Origin of the sequence: Allosediminivita pacifica (assembly GCF_003054175.1) — a bacterium.
GTDB classification, from domain to species: Bacteria; Pseudomonadota; Alphaproteobacteria; order Rhodobacterales; family Rhodobacteraceae; genus Allosediminivita; species Allosediminivita pacifica.
This window is the reverse complement of record NZ_QBKN01000001.1, coordinates 101,256-119,687: the sequence shown is the minus strand read 5'-3', so window position 1 is coordinate 119,687 and position 18,432 is coordinate 101,256. Positions and strand designations below refer to the sequence as shown.

Genomic DNA, 18,432 nt, shown 5'->3' with positions numbered 1-18,432 from the left:
ATCCCGGCAAATCCGGACGACCCTGACACGAAGAACCAAGCCTCTGCCAAATCGCCGCCGCGTGGGGGCGCGGTCATGCCGAAGGCATGCTTTCAGCATGACGATGCGCGGCGGGCTGACGCCCCTTGATTCCGCTCTGGGGCGTATCTGTGCCCCCCTGCCCTCAGGCCCGCTTTTCCAGCACGTCAACGCCCAGCACCGACAACACCTTGGCCTCGATCTGCTCGGCGTTAAGGCCCGCGGCCTCGTACATGTCGCGGGGGCTGGCCTGGTCGATGAAGATGTCGGGCAGCACCATCGAGCGGAACTTCAGCCCGTGGTCGAAGACGCCCTCGTCGGACAGAAGCTGCGCCACGTGGCTGCCGAACCCGCCCACGGCGCCCTCCTCGATGGTGATCAGCGCCTCATGATCGCGGGCAAGGGTCAGGATCAGATCGCGGTCCAGCGGCTTGGCGAAACGCGCGTCGGCCACGGTCGGCGTGATGCCGCGCGCCTCGAGCGCCTCGCAGGCGCGCAGGGTCTCGCCCAGGCGGGTGCCGAAGGACAGGATCGCCACGCGGCCGCCCTCGCGGATCATCCGGCCCTTGCCGATTTCCAGCGGGACGCCCTTTTCGGGCATGGTCACGCCCTCGCCTTCGCCGCGCGGGTAGCGGAAGGCGATGGGGCCGTCGTCATGCGCGGCGGCGGTGGCGACCATGTGAACAAGCTCGGCCTCGTCGGCGGCGGCCATGACGGTGAAGCCCGGCAGGTTCGACAGGTACGCCACGTCGTAGCTGCCTGCGTGGGTGGCGCCGTCAGCGCCCACGAGCCCCGCGCGGTCGATGGCGAAGCGCACGGGCAGACGCTGGATCGCCACGTCGTGCACGATCTGGTCGTAGCCACGCTGCAGGAAGGTGGAATACATGGCGCAGAAGGGCCGCATGCCGCCCGCCGCGAGGCCAGCGCAGAAGGTCACGCCGTGCTGTTCAGCGATGCCCACGTCGAAGGTGCGGGCGGGGAATTTCTCGGCAAAGAGGTCGAGCCCGGTGCCGTCGGGCATGGCGGCGGTCACGGCGCAGATGCGCGGATCGCCCTCGGCCTGATCCATCAGCGCGCGGGCGAAGACCTTGGTATAGGCGGGCGCGTTGGAGGGCGCCTTCTTCTGCTCGCCGGTGGCCACGTCGAACTTGGACCGCGCGTGGCCCTTGTCGGGGGCGTGCTCGGCCGGGTGGTAGCCCTTGCCCTTCTTGGTGATCGCATGGATCAGGATCGGCCCCTTGGCGCGCGTCTTGACCGTGCGCAGGATCGGCAGGAGCTGGTCGAGGTCGTGCCCGTCGATGGGGCCGAGGTAGCTGAAGCCGAGTTCCTCGAAAAGCGTGCCGCCCATGGTCATGCCCTTGAGCAGGTCCTTGGCGCGGCGTGCGCCCTCCTGGAAGGGCGGGGGCAGCAGGCTCACGGCGTGCTTGGCCGCGCTTTTCAGGTCCTGGAAAGGCGCCTCGGCGTAAAGCCGCGACAGGTAGGACGACATGGCGCCGGTTGGGGGCGCGATGGACATCTCGTTGTCGTTGAGGATGACGATCATCCGCTTGCCCATGTGGCCCGCGTTGTTGAGCGCCTCGTAGGCCATGCCGGCGCTGAGCGCGCCGTCGCCGATCACCGCGATGCTGTCGCCGTGGCCGGTGTCGCAGGCCCCGCCCAAGTCGCGCGCGGCGGCAAAGCCCAGCGCCGCGCTGATCGAGGTGGAGCTGTGGGCCGCGCCGAAGGGATCGAAGGGGCTTTCGCTGCGCTTGGTGAAGCCGCTCAGCCCGTCCTTCTGGCGCAGGGTGCGGATGCGGTCGCGGCGCCCGGTCAGGATCTTGTGCGGGTAGGTCTGGTGCGACACGTCCCAGACGATCTTGTCGCGCGGGGCGTCGAAGACCGCATGCAGCGCGACGGTCAGTTCGACCACGCCAAGACCTGCGCCGAGGTGCCCGCCGGTCACGGATACCGCCGAGATCGTCTCCTCGCGCAGCTCGTCGGCCAGCTGTCGTAGCTGGGCATCGTCGAAACGCTTGAGATCGGCAGGTGTCGCCACCGTGTCGAGAAGCGGGGTGGCGGGACGATCCGACATGACTGTACCTCGGTTGTCAGTTCCGGCGGGAAATAACGAAACGGGCGGCCTGTCGCAAGTTCTCGCCCTCCTCGCCGTAGGGATCGAGCGCGGTGCAGGCCTCGTCCACCAGAAGGGTGGCCCGCTTTTTCGCGCCGTCCAGCCCCAGCAGCGACACGAAGGTCGCCTTGCCGCGTCCGGCGTCCTTGCCCACCGCCTTGCCGACGGCGTCGGGATCGCCCTCGACGTCGAGGATGTCGTCCGCGATCTGGAAGGCGAGGCCCAGCTTCTCGGCGTAGAGCGTGAGCGGTGCCACGTCACCGCCGCCCATCCGCGCGCCCGCCTCGGCCGACCAGCGGATCAGGGCGCCGGTCTTGCCGGCCTGCAGCGCGGTGATCTCCGACAAGCCCAGTGGCGTGTCGGTGGCCTCGGCCGCCATGTCGAGCGCCTGCCCCAGCACCATGCCGCGTGCCCCCGCCGCGCGGGCCAGGGTCAGCGCGAGTTCCGCGCGCACCGCCGGGTCCGGATGGCACTGGGGGTTGGCGACAAGTTCGAAGCCCAGCGTCTGCAGGGCATCCCCCGCAAGAACCGCGGTCGGTTCATCCCAGCGGCGGTGCACCGTCGGCTGACCACGGCGCAGGTCGTCGTCGTCCATGCTGGGCAGATCGTCGTGCACGAGGCTGTAGGCATGCACCGCCTCGATGCCGGTGGCTGGCCAGATGGCCTGCGCCTCGTCCACGCCGTGCATGCGGGCGCTTTCCAGCACGAGGTAGCCGCGCAGGCGCTTGCCGCCGGCGCTGGCATAGCGCATGGCCTCGGCCACGGGCACCGCGGGCAGCCCGTCCATGACCTGCTTCATGTGCTGCCGGATGGCGGCGGCGGCGGTGCGCAGCCCTTCCTCGAACATGGGCGTCAGAGCCCTTCGACGGGCTTGGTGCCGGCGGGGTTGCCCTCGGCGTCGAGCGTGATCTGGGCGACCTTCTCTTCGGCTTCCTTGAGCTTCTTCTCGCAACGCTTGCGCAGCAGCGCGCCGCGTTCATAGAGCTTGATCGATTCCTCGAGCGGGACCTCGCCGCGTTCGAGCTGCGTGACCACCTGCTCCAGCTCGGCCATGGCCGCCTCGAAGCTCATTTCGTCGACATCGGATTCGCTCACGATCCCGCCTCCAACAGTACCTCCACATGGGCGCGCACGCCCTCGCTCAGTGCTTCAAGATCATAGCCGCCCTCCAGAGTCGAGACGACACGGCCCCCGTTGCTGCGCTGCGCCATGGCGCAGAGCGCGCGGGTGATCCAGCGGTAATCCTCGGTCACCCAGTTGAGGTTGGCCAGCGGATCGTCCTGATGGGCGTCGAAGCCGGCCGAGATGATCAGCAGCTCGGGCGCCCAGGCCTCGATCCGGCGGATGGCGGCCTCCCAGGCGCTGCGCATCTCGGCGCTGCCGCTGCCCGGGGCCAGCGGCAGGTTCAGCACGTTGTCATGCGCGCCGCGTTCGGTCGCGGCGCCAGTGCCGGGCCAGAGCGGCATCTGCTGCGAGGACACGAAGAGCGTGCGCGCCTCGTCCCAGAGCAGGTTCTGCGTGCCGTTGCCGTGGTGCACGTCGAAATCGACCACCGCCACGCGTTTCAGCCCGTGGGTCTCGAGCGCGTATTTCGCCGCGATGGCCGCGTTGCCGAAGAGGCAAAAGCCCATGGGCGTCTCGAGCTCGGCATGGTGGCCGGGCGGGCGCATGGCGACGAAGGCGTTCTTGACCTCGCCCTTCAGCACCATGTCCACGGCCTGAAGCCCGCCGCCCGCGCCGCGCCGCGCGGCATACATCGAGCCGGGCGACAGCCAGGTATCGGCGTCGAGCTGCCGCGTACCGCTGGAGGGGATCGCCCCGCGGATGCGGTCGACATAGCGCTGCGGATGGCAGAGCCTCAGCTCCTCGTCGGATGCCTCGGGGGCGCTCACGCGCTCAAGTGGCAGATCCTGGATCGCGTGCAGCGCGTGTTCCATCCGTGCAACGCGTTCGGGGTGGCCCTCGGGCGTCACGTGCCCGAGCGCATCGGCATGGGTGATCAGTGCCGTGCTCATGGTGCCCGCCTCCTGTGATTTGTGGGGACGTCCCTTTTCGGGATCAGTCCGGTGCCAGCATGTAACCGGCCCCGCGCACCGTCTGCAAATAGCGCGGCTGCTTGGGGTCCGTTTCAAGCTTGCGGCGCAGGCGGGTGATCTGCACGTCGACGGCGCGTTCCTGGCTCTGGCCACGGTCGCGGCCCAGATCCTCGACCAGCTGCGCGCGGCTGATCGGCTCTCCGGGGCGGCCCGAGAAGATCTTCATCAGCGCGCTTTCGGTGGCGGTCAGGCGGACGAGCTGCTCGCCGCGCCACATCTCGCCCCGCTCGATGTCATAGCGGCAAGGCCCGAGCGTCAGCAGCTTGGGCGCGACGCTCTCATCGGGGGCCTCTGGCACGCGGCGCAGGATGGCGTTGATCCGCAGCAGCAGTTCCTTGGGCTCGAAGGGCTTGGTCAGGTAGTCGTCGGCCCCTGCCTCCAATCCCTTGATGCGGTCCTCGGTCTCGGACCTGGCCGTCAGCAGCAGGATCGGCGTGTCGCGGGTCTCGCGGATCGAACGGGTCAGGCTGACGCCGTCCTCGCCCGGCATCATCACGTCGAGCACCAGCAGGTCGAAATCCAGCCCCGACAGGATCCGGCGGGCATGGGCCGCGTCCCGCGCGGCGGTGACAAGAAAGCCGGCACGCATGAGATATTTCTGCAAGAGTCCCCTGATGCGTTCGTCGTCATCGACGATCAGCAGGTGCGGTTCCGGTGCGCTCATCCTCGGCCCTCCCGCAGAGCCTTGTACTGTCGGCGCTGCTCTGGGTCCATCATTGCCTCGAGCACCTTCCGGAAACCGGCGACGGCCTCGGGCCCGGCCTGGCGGTAGGCGGTGCGCATGCGAGCGCGCTGCACGTCGGTCAGCTCCTGTTCGAGCGCGCGACCGGCCTCGGTCAGGTGAAGGTGGCGTTCGCGCTTGTCGTCGCGACCGACGCGCGACTCGACCAGCCCGTCGGCGATCAGCGTGCGCAGGACGCGGTTCAGGGACTGCTTGGTGACGCCTAGGATCGAGAGCAGGTTGTTGACCGTGGTGCCCGGCGCGCCGTGAATGAAATGCAACGCCCGGTGGTGCGCCCGCCCGTAGCTGAGGCCCGCAAGGATGCGGTCGGGATCGGCCGTAAACCCCCGATACGCAAAGAACATCGCCTCCGCGCCCTGACGCAGCTGTTCGTCCGTCAGGTAGAGCAGGGTCTCGCCGCTGGCCTGTCCGCCCGGTGCCTCGGTCATGTCGCCTCCGTCTTTTGGCGCACTTTAAGTCAGCGTTGTTGACACTCCAACCCGGAATTGGTAGCGATCCCCAGTTTTCACGCAACATTACGTCCGATCCGGACGCAAATTGCGCAACAATCGCAAAAAAGAGCGAAGATGAAGGAGAAAGGCCATGGCTGACGGAGCCTACGACGACCGCGACGGCAAGATCTGGATGGACGGCAAGCTGATCGATTGGCGGGCGGCGCAGGTACACGTGCTGACCCATGCGCTGCACTACGCCAGTTCCGTCTTCGAGGGCGAGCGCGCCTACAACGGCAAGATCTTCCTGTCGCGCAAGCACTCCGAGCGGCTGCATTATTCCGCGGGCGAGCTGGACTTCGAGATCCCCTTCTCGGTCGACGAGATCGAGGCCGCCAAGGCCCAGGTGCTCGAGGCGAACGGCCTGACCGACGGCTACGTCCGGGCGGTGGCCTGGCGCGGCGCGGGCGAGGACATGGGCGTCGCTTCGGCGCGCAACCCCGTCCGGCTGGCGATCGCCGCCTGGGGCTGGGGCAACTACTACGGCGACGCCAAGATGAAGGGCGCCAAGCTCGACATCGCCAAGTGGAAGCGGCCGAGCCCCGAGACCATCCCGGTGCATGCCAAGGCGGCGGGTCTCTACATGATCTGCACCACCTCCAAGCACGCGGCCGAGGCCAAGGGCTGCTCGGACGCGCTCTTCATGGACTATCGCGGCTACGTGGCCGAGGCGACGGGCGCCAACATCTTCTTCGTCAAGGACGGTGAGGTGCACACCCCCCTGCCCGACTGCTTCCTGAACGGTCTGACGCGGCAGACCGTGATCGAGATGCTGAAGGAGCGCGGCGTGACGGTGCACGAGCGCCACATCATGCCCGAAGAGCTGGAAGGCTTCGAACAGTGCTGGCTGACCGGCACCGCCGCCGAGGTCACGCCCGTCGGGCAGATCGGCGACTACACCTTCGAGGTCGGTGCCATGACCCGCGACATCGCGCAGGACTACGAGGATTTCGTGCGCAGCTGAGCCGCGGCTTTCGCGTGAAATCAAAAAGGGCCGCATCCAGCTGGATGCGGCCCTTTTCCGTCCCGTTCCGTGAGTAGTGACGGGTCAGTCGCTTGCCCGCAGCATGGCGGTGTTGTTCTGGATCACGGTGTTGTGCTCGACGATCCGGGCAAGGCGCGCCTCGATCTCATCCTGGCAGTTGTCGAGCTGGTCGACGATACCGACGAGTGCGTTGCCAGACCCCGAGAGCGTCGCACTCTCGATCTTGCACATCATCCGCGTGGAACTGAGCCCGGTCACGTAGCGCTTCATGTCCAGCACGCTGCGGCTCAGCCGCGCGGCCTCGGTCTCGACCACCTTGAGCGATTGCGCCGCGACCTTCTTGAAATTCGCGGCCTCGTCGACGAGCAGCTTGCGGTCGTGGTCAAGGTGCTCGGTATTGGCCGCACCCTTCAGATCCTCCTCGAAGAGGTTCGACATCTCTTCCTGCAGCGCCGCGGCATTAACCACCAGTTGCCCATGCTCGATCGAGTGGTAGATGCGCGAAAAGGTGCTCTTGTCGCCATCGACGAATTCACGGACCCACATGGCCATCTCGTCCAGCATCTGGCCGTAGTTCACCGAGATCGCGCTGATCGGCCCGCCCGCATTCTCGAGCCGCGAGGCGATGATGCGCATGTTCATGGGCACTGTGCGGATGGCCTTGAAGATCTCGGTCATCTCGTCGGTTTCCTTGCGGATGCGCAGGATGGTCTCGTGCATCTCGAGGAAGCGGCTCTGCAACTGGGTCACCGGCACGCCGATAAGATCGGCGCGCGACTTCAGCTCGGCCGCGAGCGCGGCAGCCATGAAGGAATCGTAGGATTGGAAGCCGAGCTTGGCGATTTCCTCCTGCAGACGGGCAGCGCTGCGTTCGGGGGAAAGGCCCTGGTCCTCTTCCTCGCGGAGCACCCGGTAGATGTCGCGGACCTTGTCGAAGAGCTCGGAATGGGGCTTGGCCCGGATGGCTATGTAGCCGCCCTCGATGTTCCAGGCGAGCGCTATCACCCAGTAGAGCCGCCCGTCCTTGGCACGGTTCTTGACGTAGGCGACGACCGATTTCCCGGCCTTGAGCCGCTGCCAGTAGAGGTGGAACAGCCCCTTGGGCGAATCCGGGTGGCGGATGATCTTGTGTGGCGCGCCCTTGAGCTCGGACCAGCCGTAGCCCGAGATCCGGCGGAAGATCCCGTTGCCCTCGATGATGACGCCCCGTTCGTCGGTACGCGAATAGAACAGGTCGGCGGGGTCGAAGGGCACCTCGCCCGAGGCCGTACTGCCGGACTGAGCGGCGAGGGTTTGATCGTGATGCGTCATGTCGGGATCCTGTGGGCCTAGACACAGGGAACATGGCGGCAAGACGTTTCCAAAGCGTGAAAACCGCCGCGCCTTTTGGGGCGCGGCGGTCATGTTTTGCGACAATTTTCGCGTGGGGTCAGCTCGGTGACATGCCCCGCATCTTCTCGGAGCGGCGGCGCAGGATCTCGACCGTGCTGAGCAGCGCGATGGAGATCGCCACGAGGATCGTCGCCACGGCGAGAATCGTCGGCGAGATCTGCTCGCGCAGGCCGGTGAACATCTGCCAGGGAAGCGTCTGCTGGTTGGCCGAGCCCACGAATATCACCACGACCACCTCGTCGAACGAGGTGATGAAGGCGAAGAGCCCGCCCGAGATCACGCCCGGCAGGATCAGCGGCATCTGCACCCGGAAGAAGGTGGTGATCGGGTCCGCCCCGAGGTTCGCCGCTGCGCGCGTCAGCGAGCGGTCGAAGCCCACCAGCGTCGCCGTGACGGTGATGATGACGAAGGGAATCCCCAGCGCCGCGTGCGCCAGCACGACGCCCAGGTAGGTGCCCTGCAGCCCGATGCGGCTGTAGAAGAAGTACATGCCGGCAGCCGAGATGATCAGCGGCACGATCATCGGCGAGATCAGGATTGCCATGATCGCGCGGCGGAAGGGCACGTGTTCGGAACTGAGGCCGATGGCCGCCAGCGTGCCGAAGCTGACCGCGAGCAATGTCGCCATCGGCGCGATCTTGACCGAGTTCCAGAGCGCCTGCTGCCAGTCATTGGAGGTGAAGAAGTCGCGGTAGTGCCGCAGGCTGTAGCCCTCGGGGTCGAAGGACAGCATCTCGGGCGTGAAGGTGAAGAAGTTCTCGGCGTTGAAGCTGAGCGGCATCACCACGAGGATCGGTGTGATGAGGAAGACGAAGATCGCCCCGCAGAGCACCCGGAAGCTGTAGTGCCACAGCACCTGCCCGCCGGTCAGATAGGGCGGAAGGAAAGCCCGGTAGCGCGACCGCCCGATCCAGTAGGTGAACCAGCCGATGAACCACCCGAAGAGCGCGCCCACGACCAGCCCCGGCAGGCCGCCCAGCAGGAAGCCCGCGACGGCAGCGACCGCCACGATGGCCCAGCGGAAGGTCTTTTCCTGATCGGTGCCGAAGACCTGAAGCGCGAGCCAGGCGATGGCGGCGCAGATGACCGCCCCCCCGATTATGCCCATCAGGGTCGAGCCCTGCGCCGCGCCGACGAAGATGCCGAAGAAGGCCCCCGCCGCGCCGATCACCGGAAGGGTGAAGCTGTAGGGAAGCGTCCTGGTTTCGGTGATGACCACTGCGTCCGACATCTCAGCCCCCCAGTTTCACGTTGTCGATGCCCACGATCCGGTCGTAGGCCCAGTAGAGAACCAGCACCACGACCAGCAGGATGGTGCCCAGCGCGGCCGCGAGGCCCCAGTTGAGCGAGCTGGAGATGTGGTAGGCGATCCGGTTCGAGATGAAGGTGCCGGTGGTGCCGCCGACGATCTCGGGCGTGATGTAGTAGCCGATCGACAGGATGAAGACGAGGATGCTCCCCGCGCCGATGCCCGGCACCGACTGCGGGAAGTAGACCCGCCAGAAGGCCGTCCAGTTGGTCGCCCCGAGCGAACGTGCCGCGCGGACGAAGCTGGGCGGGATCGTCGACATGACCGAATACATCGGCAGGATCATGAAGGGCAGCAGGATGTGGGTCATGGCCACGATCGTGCCGAACTGGTTGTTGATCATTACCAATCGCGAGTCGTCGGCCACCAGCCCCAGCCAGACCAGAACGTCGTTGATGACGCCCTGCTGCTGCAGCATGACCTTCCAGGCCGAAGTCCGCACCAGAAGCGAGGTCCAGAACGGCAGAAGCACGAGGATCATCAGCAGGTTGGCGCTGCGCGCGGGCAGGTTCGACAGCAGGTAGGCCACCGGATAGCCCAGCGCGATGCAGCTGAAGGTGATGACCATGGACATGAACATCGTGCGCTTGAAGAGCAGCCCGTAGATGCGTTCGTCCTCGTCCCGAAGCTGCGGGCCGTCGACGGTCTTTTCCATGTCCACGGCGTTCAGGAAGTAGCCCGTGGTATAGGGCGGGGCGTACATCTTGATGGTGTTCCAGATCTCGGGGTCGGCCCAGTCCTCGTCCACCTCCTCGAAGCCGTCGGTAAAGGAGACGGTCTCGAAATCGGGGCTGTCGACCAGCTCATCCGCCGCCTGCAGCATCTCCGCGTGCGGACCGTCGTAGCCCGACACGTCGCCCGCGGCGAGATCCTGGTAGAGCGCGGTGTGCACCATGCTCCACGGCTCTTCCTCGAGCGGGCTGTCCTCGTCCTCGACCTGCGTGAAGCGGGCGAAAATCTCGTAGAACTCGGCGGTCTTCGGCAGCACCTCGGCCACGCCCTCGCGCAGCTCGAACTCCGGCATGGCGCCGTCTTCCTCGGTCCAGCCGCGCTGCGCGTTGAGCCATTCGGGCGAGCCCATCATCTCGGCCCAGGGTTCGGCCTCGTCCCAGTTCTCGTCCAGGTCCTCGAACTGGTCCTGGTAGACCTCGCCGATGTCGTCGAGGCCGCGGCCGGAGCGGCGGAAGAGCGACGAGGCCCCGGTCTGTTCGTAGTTCAGCCGCGAGCCGAGCCGCGTGTGTTCCTTGCGCTCGGAGGCGAGGAAAATGTCGTAGTAGGCGGCCTCGTAGACCGGCTCGCCCGGGATCTCGCCCGTGCCGGCATCGAAGTCTGCCAGCGCGCGGGTGGTGCGCGGCAGCGTTTCCGAGACGATCTGGTTCTCGACCGAGCGGAACAGCATGTCGACGATCGGCGCGATGAAGGTCAGCAGCACGAAGATCAGCAGCGGCGCGATCAGCAACAGCGCCCGCAGCTTCTGGGCGCGCAGCGCCCGGTTCAGCGACTTCTTGAGCGGGGTACCGTCCGCGGCCAGCATGGGGCCATCGGCGGCGTCGGCGGCCCGGAGCGCGTTGTCGGGCGTGGGCGCCTCGATCTTGTCCGGATCAGAGGTGGCATCGGTCATGGATCAGCTGCCCTCGACGAGAATGATTGTGGATGTGGCGGTGCGCCGGCGGATGTCGGCAACGGCCTGATATTCGGGATCGTTGTAGGCGCGCCGTGCGGTCTCGTAGTCGTCGAACTCGATCACCACGTGCCGGTCACCGCTTTCGCCCTCCACCGTCTCCGAGGCGCCGCCGCGTACGATGAAGCGTCCGCCGAGACCGAGAAGGATGGGCGTGTCGCGCTCGACATAGTCGCGGTAGCCCTCGGGATCGTGCACCGAGATATGGCCGATGATGTAGCCCTTTGGCATCGCCGTCTCCGTCTGGCCTGCCGGGCGTACCCGGCAGGCCGAAGGGCCGGCCCCGAAGGCCCGGCCGGTCAGTGGCTTATTGCGCCAGCCAGGACTGGAACTTCGCGTCGATGTCGTCGCGGTAGTCCGCCCAGAACTCGTAGTTGTACACGAAGGTGTTCTGCGAGTTGTCGGGGTCGGTCGGCATGTGCGGCGCCATGTCGATGCCCAGTTCGGCGTGCTGACCCACGAGCGGGGCCGAGCTGTCGCGCGCGGGGCCGTACGAGATGTAGGCCGCCTGATCGGCCAGACGCTGGGTGTCGGTGGCGAACTTCACGAAGTCCTTCACGCGGGCCAGCTCTGCATCGCCGAGACCCTCGGGGATGATCCAGCCATCGAGATCGAAGACCTGTGCGTCCCACATCATGCCCACGGGCTGATCCTGCTCCTCGATGAGCGAGAACAGACGACCGTTGTAGGTCGAGCCCATGAAGACTTCGCCGTCAGCCAGAAGCTGCGGCGTGTCGGCGCCGGCCGACCACCAGATGACGTCGTCCTTGATCTCGTCGAGCTTGGCGAGCGCCTGGTCCTGGCCTTCCTCGGTCTCGAGTACGTCATAGACGTCTTCCTTGGCGACGCCGTCGCACAGAAGGGCCCATTCCATGTTGTTGATCGGACGCTTCTCGAGCGACCGCTTGCCCGGGTAGGTCTCAAGATCCCAGACGTCGCAGATGTCGCTCGGCGGCTCGACGCCCTCGGGCACCATGTCGGTGCGGTAGCCGAACGTCGTGGAGTAGACGATCTGCGGAATGAAGCAGTCGGAGACGATCAGGTCGCCGAAGTCGTCTTCCGCCGAGGTGCCGTCGTCGCCTTCGGCGAGAAGGTCTTCGGGATCGTATTCCATCGCCAGGCCTTCGTCGCAGAGGCGGATGGCGTCGGCGGCCACCACGTCCACGAGATCCCAGGTGATGTTGCCGGCCTCGTTCATGGCGCGCAGCTTGGCCACGGCCTCGTTCGAGCTTTCATCCCAGGTCACGGAAACCTCGGGGTGCATCTCGAGATAGGGCACCACGTAGGCCTGTTGCTGGCTGTTCTGGTAGGCACCGCCCCAGCTGACGAGCGTCATGCTGTCGGCCATTTCCTGTGCGGCGACTGCACCGGCGGACACGGTCAGCGCCGTGGTGGCCAGAAGCGTCTTGGTGAGTTTCATGTGTTGCTCCCTAAGTTGCCCGTTTGACTTGGGGTACCGGATCACGGGCGTCTTTTGTCCGGCACCGCATTGAATCGCGCGGCCCGTCCATCCCCTGGCGGGTTGCGCGACACTTCGGATCGGATCAGGACGCGTCGAGCGCGCGACAGTCCTCGGGCATCCAGCCGATTTCGATCTGGCTGCCGGGTGTGAGGCGCACCTGGTCGGGCGCGTTACGCGTCTTGATGACGAAATCGTCGTTGCCGGCCACCCGCAGGCGGGTCCGGAAAATGTCGCCCATGTAGATGAACTCGAGCACCTCGGCCTTGAGCGTCAGGGCGCCTTCCTGCATCCGGTCCTTGTTGAACTCGACACGTTCGGGGCGGATCGACACGCGGGTGCGGTCGCCGGCCTTCTCGACGTTCACGGGCTTGGCCTCGATCTTCTGGCCATCGTCCAGCTGGACGACGCAGCGATCGCTGCCGGTCATCTCGAGCACCTTGCCCTCGAGCGTGTTGTTCTCGCCGATGAACTGGGCGACGAAGCTGTTCTGCGGCTCCTCGTAAAGCCGGTCCGGCGCGTCGAGCTGCTGGATGCGGCCATCGTCAAAGACGGCGACGCGGTCCGACATGGTCAGCGCCTCGGTCTGATCGTGGGTCACGTAGACCGTGGTGATGCCAAGCTGGTGCGCCAGGTTGGTGATCTCGAACTGCATGTGCTCGCGCAGCTGCTTGTCGAGCGCGCCCAGCGGTTCGTCCATGAGAACCAGTTCCGGTTCGAACACCAGCGCGCGGGCCAGCGCGATCCGCTGCTGCTGGCCGCCCGAAAGCTGCGCCGGGCGGCGGCCGCCGAAGGCGCCCATCTGGACCATGTCGAGCGCGCGCTTGACCTTCTGTTCGCGGTCGGACTTGCCGATCTTGCGCACCTCGAGCGGGAACGACAGGTTCTCGGCCACGGTCATGTGCGGGAAGAGCGCGTAGTTCTGGAACACCATCCCGATGCCGCGCTTGTGTGGCGAGATGTTGTTGATGGGCTGGCCGTCGAGCTTGATCTCGCCGTGGGTGGCGGTCTCGAACCCGGCGAGCATCATGAGGCAGGTTGTCTTGCCGGAGCCGGAGGGCCCGAGCATCGTGAGAAACTCGCCCTTGGGCATCGAGAGGTTGAGGTCCTTCACGACCAGCGTTTCGCCATCGTAGCTTTTCTGCACGCGTTCAAACGCGACGAAAGCGTCGTCAGTGCCCTGATCCAGCAAGAGCAACTCCCTGTTTTGTTGGCTGCGGATTTTTGCTCCGCTTTGTTGATCCGACTAAAGCGCGCATCCTCCGGCGTTGCAACTGCATCGACGGAAATCCCTTGTCGCAAAGGCGATTTACGGGAGTGTGCGCAGTTTTCATGCACCGCACTCCACCGTCTGCAGAGGCCGTTGGCGGGCGTGCCATGTCGGGGCCTTGCCTGAATGGAAGCAGCTTCTGGCAAACCGCGCAAGGCTCAATGACGACCAGTCCCGCTAGGTAAGCGACCTTAGGAGCGCGAAATGTACCGTTTCTATTGTGCACAACAACACGGCACAATCAGGCGTGGTCGCGCCGGATTTGCGGTTTACGTCCATTTTCAGCGTGCGGGTGTCGTTTTCCGGCATCCCCTGTTGTACACAAGTGCCTAGCTGGCCCCGCAGCCCCAAAGGAGAAGCCCATGCGTCAGCACCGTTTCCAGAAGGATCTTCCCTTCTCCGAGGCCGAGTACCAACGCCGCTTGCGACAAACCCGTGCGGCGATGGACCGACGGGGGATCGAGGTCCTGCTGGTCACCGATCCGTCCAACATGGCTTGGCTGACGGGCTATGACGGCTGGTCCTTCTACGTGCATCAGGGCGTGCTGGTCTTCCACGACCGCGACCCGGTCTGGTGGGGCCGCAACCAGGACACGAACGGCGCCGTCCGCACCGTCTGGATGAGCGACGATGACGTCTTCGGTTACGCCGACCCCTACGTGCAGAACACCGAGTTGCACCCGATGGAGGACCTGGCCTACCGTCTGACCGTCATGGGTTACGAGGCACCGCGCCTGGGGGTCGAGCTCGAGAACTACTACTTTTCGGCCAAGGCCTATCTCGCGCTGCTCGAGAACATGCCCAAGGCCACGATCGTCGACGCCACGGCGCTGGTGAACTGGGAACGTGGCGTGAAGTCGCGCGAGGAGATCGACTTCATGCGCAAGGCGGCGCGGATCTCGGAAAAGATCGTCGATGGCCTGCTGGAACGCGTCGAGCCCGGCGTGCCCAAGAACGAGGTGGTGGCCGAGATCCAGCGCGACGCGCTGATCGGCACGGAAGAAGGCTGGGGCGACTACGCGGCCATCGTGCCGCTCTTGCCCTCGGGCTCGGACGCCGCCGCGCCGCACCTGACATGGGATGGCGAGCCCTTCCGCAAGGGCGAGGCGACCTTCTTCGAGATCTCGGGCTGCTTCCGTCGCTACCACGCCCCCTTCTGCCGGACGATCTTCCTTGGCGATCCGCCGGACATCTTCCGCTCGGCCGAGGCGGCGCTGGTCGAGGGGCTGGAGGCCGGCCTCGACGCCGCCCGCGCCGGCAACCGCGCCTGCGACATCGCCCAGGCGCTGGCTGCCCCGCTGGAACGCGCGGGCATCGAACGCGGTGCGCGCTGCGGCTATCCCATCGGTATCTCCTACCCGCCCGACTGGGGCGAGCGGACCATCTCGCTCCGGGCCGAGGACGAGACCGTGCTGAAACCCGGCATGACCTTCCACTTCATGCCGGGCCTGTGGATGTCCGACTGGGGTCTGGAAATCACCGAAAGCATCCTGATCAAGGACAGCGGCCCGGCGGAATGCTTCTGCAACCGCCCCCGCCAGATGTACGTGAAGCAATGACCCTGCAGGAGCGGACAGAGGCCATCCTGGCCGAGCTGATCGCCTTTCCGACCATCTCGGCCGACAGCAACCTCGACATGATGGCTTACATGCGCGGCTGGCTGGAACGCCACGGCGCGCGGGTGGAGCTGTTCCAGAACGAGGACGGCTCCAAGGCCAACCTCTTTGCCACCATCGGTCCCGACATCGAGGGCGGCGTGGTGCTGTCGGGCCATTCCGACGTGGTGCCCGTGGCCGACCAGGACTGGACCACCGATCCCTTCGCCGTGCGCGAAGAGGGCGGGCTGCTCTACGGGCGCGGGTCCTGCGACATGAAGGGCTTCATCGCCTGCGCGCTCGCCATGGCCGAGCCGCTGTCGAAGATGGATCTGAAGCGCCCGGTGCACTTCTGCTTCACCCACGACGAAGAGGTCGGCTGTCTTGGCGCGCAGGCGCTGGTGCCGGAGCTGCAAAAGCGCGGCTACCGCCCCGCCACCGCCATCGTGGGCGAACCGACGATGATGCGCATCATCGAGGGCCACAAGGGCTGCTGCGAATACACCGCGCGCTTCACCGGCCTCGAAGGCCACGGATCGGCCCCCGACCGCGGCGTGAACGCGGTCTCCTACGCCGTGCGCTACGTGACCCGCCTGCTCGAACTGGCCGAAGAGCTCAAGACCCGCGCCCCCGCCTCCTCGCGCTTCGATCCGCCGTGGACCACGCTCAACATCGGGCGGCTGTCGGGCGGCGTGGCGCACAACGTCATCCCCGGCCGCGCCGAGGTCGAATGGGAAATGCGCCCCATGCAGGCGGGCGACGCCGAGTTCGTGAAGGACGCCATCGGCGCCTACGTCGAGGGCACGCTCCTGCCTGCCATGCGCGCCGTGCACCCCAAGGCCGACATCGCGACCGAGGTCATCGGCGAGGTCACCTCGCTCGAACCCATGGAAGAGAACGCCGCCCGCGATCTCGTCGCTCGCCTGACCGGCCAGAACACCTGCGAGCTTGTCCCCTTCAACACCGAGGCGGGGCTCTTCCAGGGCATGGGGATGAGCGTCGTGGTCTGCGGCCCGGGCAGCATCGAGCAGGCCCACAAGCCCGACGAGTTCATCGCGCGGGACCAGCTGTCGCAATGCCTCGACATGCTTCAGGGGTTGGCAGCATCGCTCGAGGCATGACCGGCGCGGCGGATCGGCACCTGAGGCTCTATACCGAGCTTCGGGCCCGGATCTGCCTGCTCGACTACCCGCCCGGCACGCGGCTTTCCGAGGAACAGCTGGCCGCCGAGTTCGGCATTTCCCGCACGCCGCTGCGCCGGGTGCTGGCCAGGCTCGAGGACGAGGGGCTGGTGCAGTCGCGCCACGGCGTCGGCACGCTGGTGACCGAGATCGACCTGCGCGAGATGGCACAGGTCTACGATCTACGGATGGAACTGGCGCAGCTTGCCGGCACGCTTTCGCCCGCGCCGATGACCGCCGAACGGCTGGCCCGCATGACCGAATTCGTGGCCCGGGGTGAAGCGCTCGCCGAGGCCCCCCACGCGCGGGCCTTCGCCGCGCTCAACATCGACCACCACGCCTTCACGCTGACGCTGATCGACAACCCCGCCCTGCGCGAGGTCACCGACCGGCTGTTCTACCAGACCGCGCGGATCTGGCTCCAGTCGATCCCGGGCATGGACCTCGCCCACGAATGCGCGATCTTCGCGGACGAGCTGCGCCAGCTTCAGGGCGCGCTCGAGGCGGGCGACATGCGGGCGGCGGCGCTGCTGCGCCGCGCCCATATCTCCATGAGCTTCAGGCGCCTCTCGGCAGCCGCCCCGCAAGACTCTCGGGAACGATCAGCCGCGTCTCCGGCGTGATCCGCGCCGCGATCTCGCGCAGGTCCACCGGATCGAGGGCCACGCAGCCCGCCGTCGGGTAGCCAGGCCTGCGCCAGCGATGCAGGAAGATCGCCGACCCGGCCCCGGGCTGCGCGTCGGGCCAGTTCCAGTCGGTCACGATCACCAAGTCGTAAAGCGGATCGGCCCGCCGCAGCGCCTCGTGGCTGGCGTGGTAGGGCGCGCGCACCATGAGGTTGTAATCCTCGTGCTCGGGATCGTCGGACCACAGGTCCCCGGGCCGGATCGGCACCGCCCAACCGGCGGGCTTGGCGATCCGGTCGGGCCGGTAGAGCATGCCGACGATGTCATGCGCGCCCACCGGCGTGGCGCCGTCGCCCTCGCGCTTGTCGGCGGTCACGCCCCCGCGCCCCACCGTGCAGGGCCAGAGCCGCCCGTCGAACCGGACGCCCTGCCCCGTCAGGACAAGATCCCGCGCGTTCATGCCGCCTCGGCCACGCCGACGTCGCGCATGACCTCGGCGGCCAGCTCGAAGGACCGCAACCGTTGCTCGTGGTGGAAGATCTGGCCGGTCAGGATCACCTCGTCCGGCTGGTAGCGCTCCACGATGGCGCGCATCTGGTCGGCCACCTGCTCGCGCGTGCCCGTGGCGTTGACCTGCAGCGCGGCGTCGATCTGGCGCTGCGCGCCCGCCGGGATCACGGTCGAGATGTCGTCCACCGGCGCGGGCATCTTGCCCGGCTGGCCCGTGCGCAGCCGGTAGAAGCTCTGCTGCATCGTCGTGCGCATCTTCACCGCCTCGGCCTCGGTCTCCGCGGCAAATACGTTCACGGCGATCATCGCGTGGGGCTTCTCCAGCGTCTCCGACGGCTTGAAGTAGCGGCGATAGACCTCGAGCGCCTGCTCCATCGCGGCGGGCGCAAAGTGCGAGGCGAAGGCATAGGGCAGGCCCAGCATCGCGGCCACCTGCGCCCCGTGCAGCGAGCTGCCGAGGATCCACAGCGGCACATGCGTGCCCTCGCCCGGCAGCGCGCGGACCTGCCGGCCCGGCTGTTCGTCGCCCAGCAGCGCCCGCAGTTCGGCAACTTCCTCGTGGAAACGCTCGGCGCGCGCGTGATTGACGCCAAGCGCCTGCATCACCGCGGCGTCGCCGCCCGGCGCGCGGCCAAGGCCGAGGTCGATGCGATCGGGATAGAGCGTCGCCAGCGTGCCAAATGCCTCGGCCACGGCGAGCGGAGCGTGGTTGGGCAGCATGATGCCCCCTGCCCCCACACGCATGGCGCGGGTGTGGGCCGCGACCTGCCCCACCAGAACGGCGGTGGCGGCGCTGGCGATGCCGGGCATGTTGTGATGCTCGGCCAGCCAGTAGCGGTGATAGCCCCAGGCCTCGGCATGGCGGGCGAGGTCCACGGTGTTGCGCAGCGACTCTGCCGGGGTCGAGCCCTCGGGCACAGGGGAAAGATCGAGAAGGGAATAACGCATGAGAGCTCCTTTCGTCCGA

The 18,432-nt window shown here is 66.8% G+C and carries 18 protein-coding genes; 4 read left to right on the top strand and 14 right to left on the bottom strand.

Annotated features, from left to right (window positions below; genetic code table 11):
• Positions 1–163: 163 nt before the first annotated feature.
• Genes dxs through C8N44_RS00555 form a run of 6 tightly spaced genes read right to left on the bottom strand, consistent with a single transcriptional unit; the run spans position 164 to position 5,394 of the window.
• A complete protein-coding gene (gene dxs / locus C8N44_RS00580) occupies positions 164–2,089 on the bottom strand; it encodes a 1-deoxy-D-xylulose-5-phosphate synthase (RefSeq protein WP_107974215.1) in 1,926 nt (641 codons plus the stop codon).
• Positions 2,090–2,105: 16 nt separating this feature from the next.
• Positions 2,106–2,975 (bottom strand): polyprenyl synthetase family protein, encoded by an 870-nt coding sequence (locus tag C8N44_RS00575; RefSeq protein ID WP_107974214.1) that lies wholly within the window; start codon positions 2,973–2,975, stop codon positions 2,106–2,108.
• Between the two features lie 5 nt (positions 2,976–2,980).
• Positions 2,981–3,223: an exodeoxyribonuclease VII small subunit gene (locus C8N44_RS00570; protein ID WP_107974213.1), complete on the bottom strand. Its 243-nt coding sequence runs from the start codon at positions 3,221–3,223 to the stop codon at positions 2,981–2,983.
• Positions 3,220–4,143 carry a histone deacetylase family protein gene (locus C8N44_RS00565; RefSeq protein ID WP_107974212.1) on the bottom strand — a complete coding sequence of 308 codons (924 nt, stop codon included), beginning with the start codon at positions 4,141–4,143 and terminating at the stop codon, positions 3,220–3,222. The genes C8N44_RS00570 and C8N44_RS00565 overlap by 4 nt, the downstream gene beginning before the upstream one ends.
• 43 nt (positions 4,144–4,186) lie before the next feature.
• Positions 4,187–4,888 (bottom strand): response regulator, encoded by a 702-nt coding sequence (locus C8N44_RS00560; RefSeq protein ID WP_107974211.1) that lies wholly within the window; start codon positions 4,886–4,888, stop codon positions 4,187–4,189.
• A complete protein-coding gene (locus C8N44_RS00555) occupies positions 4,885–5,394 on the bottom strand; it encodes a MarR family winged helix-turn-helix transcriptional regulator (protein ID WP_107974210.1) in 510 nt (169 codons plus the stop codon). Before C8N44_RS00555 ends, C8N44_RS00560 begins: the two co-directional genes overlap by 4 nt.
• A gap of 154 nt (positions 5,395–5,548) precedes the next feature.
• Here C8N44_RS00555 and C8N44_RS00550 point away from each other — a divergent pair, with 154 nt between their 5' ends.
• A complete protein-coding gene (locus tag C8N44_RS00550; protein ID WP_107974209.1) occupies positions 5,549–6,421 on the top strand; it encodes a branched-chain amino acid aminotransferase in 873 nt (290 codons plus the stop codon).
• Between the two features lie 84 nt (positions 6,422–6,505).
• On the opposite strand, the gene C8N44_RS00545 is transcribed toward C8N44_RS00550, so the two are convergent.
• The 6 genes from C8N44_RS00545 to C8N44_RS00520 all read right to left on the bottom strand — a co-directional run bounded on the left by C8N44_RS00545 (position 6,506) and on the right by C8N44_RS00520 (position 13,475).
• Entirely contained in the window at positions 6,506–7,753 is a 1,248-nt protein-coding gene (locus C8N44_RS00545) for a PAS domain-containing protein (protein WP_107974208.1), read from the bottom strand.
• A 118-nt stretch (positions 7,754–7,871) separates the two neighbouring features.
• Entirely contained in the window at positions 7,872–9,065 is a 1,194-nt protein-coding gene (locus tag C8N44_RS00540; protein ID WP_107974207.1) for an ABC transporter permease, read from the bottom strand.
• Between the two features lies 1 nt (position 9,066).
• The gene (locus tag C8N44_RS00535) at positions 9,067–10,764 is read right to left on the bottom strand and encodes an ABC transporter permease (RefSeq protein WP_107974206.1); all 1,698 of its coding nucleotides are present in this window, start codon (positions 10,762–10,764) and stop codon (positions 9,067–9,069) included.
• Between the two features lie 3 nt (positions 10,765–10,767).
• A complete protein-coding gene (locus C8N44_RS00530) occupies positions 10,768–11,055 on the bottom strand; it encodes a DUF1330 domain-containing protein (protein WP_107974205.1) in 288 nt (95 codons plus the stop codon).
• 76 nt (positions 11,056–11,131) lie between these two features.
• Positions 11,132–12,244 carry an extracellular solute-binding protein gene (locus C8N44_RS00525; protein ID WP_107974204.1) on the bottom strand — a complete coding sequence of 371 codons (1,113 nt, stop codon included), beginning with the start codon at positions 12,242–12,244 and terminating at the stop codon, positions 11,132–11,134.
• A gap of 124 nt (positions 12,245–12,368) precedes the next feature.
• A complete protein-coding gene (locus C8N44_RS00520; RefSeq protein WP_107974203.1) occupies positions 12,369–13,475 on the bottom strand; it encodes an ABC transporter ATP-binding protein in 1,107 nt (368 codons plus the stop codon).
• A gap of 440 nt (positions 13,476–13,915) precedes the next feature.
• Here C8N44_RS00520 and C8N44_RS00515 point away from each other — a divergent pair, with 440 nt between their 5' ends.
• From C8N44_RS00515 to C8N44_RS00505, 3 genes are read left to right on the top strand one after another with little or no spacing between them, the layout of a single operon-like run.
• Positions 13,916–15,112, top strand: a complete 1,197-nt coding sequence (locus C8N44_RS00515; RefSeq protein WP_107974202.1) for a M24 family metallopeptidase — start codon at positions 13,916–13,918, stop codon at positions 15,110–15,112.
• Positions 15,109–16,269, top strand: a complete 1,161-nt coding sequence (gene argE, locus C8N44_RS00510) for an acetylornithine deacetylase (protein ID WP_107974201.1) — start codon at positions 15,109–15,111, stop codon at positions 16,267–16,269. Before C8N44_RS00515 ends, argE begins: the two co-directional genes overlap by 4 nt.
• Complete coding sequence (locus C8N44_RS00505; protein WP_107974200.1) at positions 16,266–16,952, top strand: GntR family transcriptional regulator; 687 nt, start codon at positions 16,266–16,268, stop codon at positions 16,950–16,952. The genes argE and C8N44_RS00505 overlap by 4 nt, the downstream gene beginning before the upstream one ends.
• Here the strand turns inward: C8N44_RS00505 and C8N44_RS00500 are convergent.
• Both C8N44_RS00500 and C8N44_RS00495 read right to left on the bottom strand, forming a co-directional pair.
• On the bottom strand, positions 16,888–17,415 hold the full coding sequence (locus C8N44_RS00500) for a L,D-transpeptidase family protein (protein WP_107974199.1): 528 nt from the start codon (positions 17,413–17,415) through the stop codon (positions 16,888–16,890). The two genes, C8N44_RS00505 and C8N44_RS00500, sit on opposite strands and share 65 nt — an antisense overlap.
• Positions 17,412–18,413 carry an LLM class flavin-dependent oxidoreductase gene (locus tag C8N44_RS00495; protein WP_107974198.1) on the bottom strand — a complete coding sequence of 334 codons (1,002 nt, stop codon included), beginning with the start codon at positions 18,411–18,413 and terminating at the stop codon, positions 17,412–17,414. The genes C8N44_RS00500 and C8N44_RS00495 overlap by 4 nt, the downstream gene beginning before the upstream one ends.
• Positions 18,414–18,432: the final 19 nt, after the last annotated feature.